Source organism: Sulfitobacter sp. HI0129, from assembly GCF_001635395.1.
In the GTDB taxonomy this organism is placed as follows: domain Bacteria; phylum Pseudomonadota; class Alphaproteobacteria; order Rhodobacterales; family Rhodobacteraceae; genus Sulfitobacter.
In genome coordinates, this window is sequence record NZ_LWGH01000493.1 from 1 (window position 1) to 4,470 (window position 4,470).

Genomic DNA, 4,470 nt, shown 5'->3' on the forward strand with positions numbered 1-4,470 from the left:
CAGCTACCGTGCCAATGACGTTCAGGGTAACTGNNNANNCGCGCCGCCCGGTCCTGCGCGCGTTCCCAGTTACCCTGAACGTCATTGGCACGGTAGCTGATGAAGGCTTCGGTCATGGCGGGCGTGGGCCCGTTGCCTATGGCCAGCCCGCTCAACGCGAAGATCAGCAGATCCCGCGCGTGACCGTCCGGCGTGTCGAGCTTGGGGCGATGGTTCTCGAAATCGATGAAGGTGGTGCGGCTGCCTTGCCAGCAAATATCCTTGATCGCGGGTCGCCCGTGGCTCACCCCTTCACGATGGAGAAGCGCCAGCGCCTGCCCGGCGGAGGCGAAAGCTTCCTGCCGGTCGCATTCTGTCCAGGCTTCGTGCAGCAGAACCCGGTCCAGCGGTGTTCCGCTGTCGGGCATCAGCAGCCAATCCGGCCCTTCGGCGATGATTTCGGGCACCGGCAGACCCAGCGCGCCGAAGCGGTGCAACGTCTGCCGTTCCCGCTCAAAAGCGGCGGCGGAGTCGCCTTTCTGCAGGCGGCGTAGCAGGCCGGGCCGTTCCACCCGCTTCAGCCAGAAATACTGACCCTTCACATCCAGCCGCGTCGTGCGGCGATGCTCCCCTTCGCGCAGGGCCTCTTCCACGGCGCCGCGCAGGGCGGACGGCAGGCTGGGCAGGTCGAAACGGATGGGCTTTCCTTTCGCGGTCAGTGTCGGACAGGCCGCCATCTTGTCTGCAGAAGCTACTGGAATTCAAGGATTCGCGGGGTGCATGGTTAGCGGAATATGGCCGATGTTGGCCCGAATGAGGGCAACTTTCATCCTGAGGTAGAAGCGGGCGGCGAAAGACCTCAGTTCTTGATCACGAGGCAGACGCATCCCTGCCGTCGCAGGCTATCGCAGAGGCTTTGTGCCCCCTTCCGACTGTCCCTGCCGAACTGGGCGAAATAAAAGCCCGACCGCCCCGACACCCTGTTCTTGCGGTAAACGAGGTCCAGCCGCTCCTTCTGGGCGGTGGCCCGGCAGGCGGCGGTCTGCCTACCCACCTTGTCGCGCGCGGCTGATTTGGAGGTGCCGAAGCCCACCTGAACGCCCCATGGCTTCAGGCTGGGTTCCGGCGGGGTCAGCGGCGTCAGCCTGCGTTTCTGGGCCATGCTGGCGCAGGCGGCCTCGAAGGGTTCGGTTTTCGACAGCGCAAAATCGTGATCCTCGGGTGGCGTGTCGCGCCAAACCTCGGCGGGCAGCCCGGTGATGATGGGCACATAAGCGATCGTTTCGGGGGCCAATCCACCGCCTTCGATGAAGCCTTCCACCCGGCGTTCGCCCCCGTTGTATCCCACTGCGGCAAGCCCTTCGTTCCCGTAGCGGCGCACCATTTCGGCCAGATATTCGGCGGAATGTTCCAGCGCGTCAGCGGGATTATACGGGTCGGCCAGCCCGCGAAGCGCTGCCGTCTGGGGGATGAACTGGGCGATGCCGCGTGCGTTCGCATGGCTCAAGGCGTGGGGATCGAACCGGCTTTCCTGCCAGATGAGCCGGGCAAAGAAATCCCGGTTCAGCCCGTGGCGATCCGCGAAGGTTGCGATGGCGTTGCAGGTGTCAAAGACGAAATGCGCGTCCCGGATGCAGTGCACCTGTCCCCATTTGCCGGTGGAACATGACTTCTGCGGTGGCTCGGCCCACGCCATGCCTGCCCAGATTGTCAAAACCGCTACCAGAAACAAACGCATGGTCTTTGGTGGCGCGGGGCGCGGAAGGTGTCAATCGCCGCCCGGACTTCCATCCCGCCGCGGCAGGGGTTAGATCGAAGGAAAGCAGATCGGAGGCCCCCGTGGCATTTTTCACCAAGCTCAAGGATCGGTTATTCAAATCCTCGTCGAAGATCGACGAGGGGCTGGAGGCCATCGTCAGCGAGGGCGGGGAGGCCGAAACAGCCGATCCCGGCGCGGCGGTGGAACCCCCGGTGATGGACGATACGGCACCGCCCGAGGCCCCCGCGGCCCCGGTGGATGAGGTGATGGACACCCCCGGCACCGCCCCCGAGGTGCTGCCCGAGGCGGTGGATGACGAACCCGCGCCGCTGCCCGCTGACGAGGCGACTGAACCCCCGACCGCGCCCGCGCCGTCATCGGGCCAGCGCCCCGAAACCCGCCGCGGCGACGCGAATGCCGATACGCAGGATGCCGCTACTCCGGCGCCGCCATCGCCCGAGGGAGCAGGCGGCACGCCTGATACGCCGTTGCGTGATGTCATGTCACCGGTCGCGCCCGACCTCGCACCCGAAGAGGCGGCCCCGGCTGCAAAGCCCGGGCTGTTCGGTCGGCTCATGGGCCGCAGCGCCCCCCGGACCGTGGTGCGCCGGGTGCTGGACGACGAGATGCTCGAGCAACTCGAAGAACTGCTCATCGCTGCCGACATGGGGGTGGACACCGCCCTGCGCGTGACCGCCAACATGGCCGAAGGCCGCTATGGCCGGAAACTGTCGGTCGAAGAGATCAAGCGCCTGATGACGCAGGAAATCGCCCGCATCATGGAGCCGGTGGCGAAACCCTTGCCGCTTTACGCAAAGGTGCCGCAGGTGGTGCTGGTGGTGGGCGTCAACGGGTCGGGAAAAACGACGACGATCGGAAAACTGGCGAGCCAGTTTCAGGCGGCGGGCAAGAAGGTGGTGATCGCGGCGGGCGATACCTTTCGCGCGGCGGCAGTGGAACAGCTTCAGGTCTGGGGCGAACGGGCCGGTGTTCCGGTGCTGACCGCGCCGCAGGGAACGGATCCGGCGAGCCTTGCCTTCGACGCGCTGGCAAAGGCGCAGGCCGACGGGGCCGATCTGCTGCTGATCGACACCGCCGGGCGGCTGCAGAACCGGGGCGACCTGATGGAGGAGCTTGCCAAGATCGTGCGCGTGCTGCGCAAGAAGGACGAGACCGCGCCGCACAACACGCTGCTGGTTCTGGATGCGACGACAGGCCAGAACGCGCTCAATCAGGTCAAGGTATTTCAGGAAATCTCCGATGTTTCGGGGCTGGTGATGACCAAGCTTGACGGCACGGCGAAAGGCGGCGTGCTGGTGGCGCTTGCGGATCGTTTCGGCCTTCCCATTCACGCCATCGGCGTGGGTGAGCAGATCGACGATCTGCAGCCTTTCGATCCGGATGAATTCGCGGCGGCGCTCGTCGGGTTGGAGCAGCCCTGAGTTGGATCAATCGTGCGTGCCGAGGAAGCGTTCGAGCTGTCGCAGCAGTGTCAGCACGATAACGACGACAGTCGTCGCCAGCACGGCAAGCAAAATCTGTCCCGCACCGCAGGCCAAACCGATGGCCCCGGCAAGCCACATGGACGCGCCGGTGGTGATGTTGCGCACCTCTCCCTTCGACGTGAAGATGATACCTGCCGCCAGAAAGGCGACACCGGCTGTCACCGCTTCGATCAGACGCAACGGGTCGAACTGCAACTGGTCTGCTTCGCCCCACGCAAGCGTGGACATCTCAAGCCCGATGATGATGAAGAGGCAGGCCGCCACCGCCACGAGGATATGCGTGCGCAACCCGGCAGGCTTGTGGCGCCATTCCCGTTCTATGCCGACGACCCCGGCAAGCACGGCAGCGATAAACAGGCGCACCGCGGCGACGGTCACGGGCACCCGGGAAAAACTGGACGAGAAGTCTTCTAGAAGCGGGTCGAACATGCAGCAATTCTCTGGCGGCGAATACGCAAGGGGTCAACGGGTATCTGCGCCGGCGGTTCCGCGATGAGTGAGTGGCTTTCCGGTATCGAGGCCAGCGAGGCGGGCCATCGGCTGGCGCTTTGGTTGGCACTGTCGGCAGCTTTTCTGCACGCGGTCTTCGGGGCGCTGCAAAAGGGGCGGCACGATCCATGGCTCACCCGCGGAGCCATCGACGTATTCTTTCTTTCGATAGCCTTGCCCTTCGCGCTTTTCGTCGTGCCATGGCCCGAGCCGCACATGTGGCTGATCTTCCTTGGGGCGGGGATCATCCACCTGATCTACAAGCTGTTGCAGGCATGGGCCTATACCAAGGGGGCCTACACGGTGGTCTATCCGGTGGTGCGCGGAACCGGGCCGCTCTTTGCGGTGCTGGGGGCCTATGTGATCTTCGCCGAACGGTTCACCTTTCTGCAATGGGTCGGCGTGGCAGTCCTGCTGGCGGGGATCTTCGGGCTCGCGGTCTATAACCTCATCTTCCTTGAGACGGAGCGGGACACGCTGAACGCCGCACTCGGGTTTGCCGTGCTCACCGGTCTTTTCGTGGCGCTTTACACCACCTTTGACGCCTACGGCATCCGCGCGACGGAAAATCCCTTTACCTTCCTTGCGTGGTTCTTTGTGGTCGATGGGGTGATCATGCCCTTCATCGCCGCGCGGCGATGGTTGCGCATGGACCATCCCCCGGACCTCGGCCCGCTTTTCGCGCGCGGCTTTTTCGGCGGCGTGATCGGCATTATGTCTTTCGGGTCGATCATGATG

Annotated in this window: 5 protein-coding genes; 2 read left to right on the top strand and 3 right to left on the bottom strand. The window is 64.5% G+C overall.

What is annotated here, in order from left to right; genetic code table 11:
* Positions 1-716, bottom strand: a 716-nt coding sequence (locus A3764_RS26445) for a phosphotransferase (RefSeq protein ID WP_067951666.1), incomplete at its 3' end; no start/stop codon positions are given.
* 122 nt (positions 717-838) lie between these two features.
* Positions 839-1,693 (bottom strand): lytic transglycosylase domain-containing protein, encoded by an 855-nt coding sequence (locus A3764_RS13495; RefSeq protein WP_236628195.1) that lies wholly within the window; start codon positions 1,691-1,693, stop codon positions 839-841.
* Positions 1,694-1,818: 125 nt separating this feature from the next.
* Here A3764_RS13495 and ftsY point away from each other — a divergent pair, with 125 nt between their 5' ends.
* Positions 1,819-3,180 carry a signal recognition particle-docking protein FtsY gene (gene ftsY / locus A3764_RS13500; protein WP_067951667.1) on the top strand — a complete coding sequence of 454 codons (1,362 nt, stop codon included), beginning with the start codon at positions 1,819-1,821 and terminating at the stop codon, positions 3,178-3,180.
* A gap of 6 nt (positions 3,181-3,186) precedes the next feature.
* Here the strand turns inward: ftsY and A3764_RS13505 are convergent, their stop codons facing one another.
* Positions 3,187-3,672 carry an MgtC/SapB family protein gene (locus tag A3764_RS13505; RefSeq protein ID WP_067924717.1) on the bottom strand — a complete coding sequence of 162 codons (486 nt, stop codon included), beginning with the start codon at positions 3,670-3,672 and terminating at the stop codon, positions 3,187-3,189.
* A 63-nt stretch (positions 3,673-3,735) separates the two neighbouring features.
* Between A3764_RS13505 and A3764_RS13510 the strand changes: the two genes are divergently transcribed.
* Positions 3,736-4,470 (top strand): EamA family transporter (locus A3764_RS13510; protein WP_067951668.1); only part of this gene is annotated, 735 nt, incomplete at its 3' end.

What these genes read in the sequence shown, in the direction of transcription:
- A3764_RS13505 (WP_067924717.1), bottom strand. Translation starts at nt 3,672, where the DNA reads ATGTTCGACCCGCTTCTAGAAGACTTCTCGTCCAGTTTTTCCCGGGTG.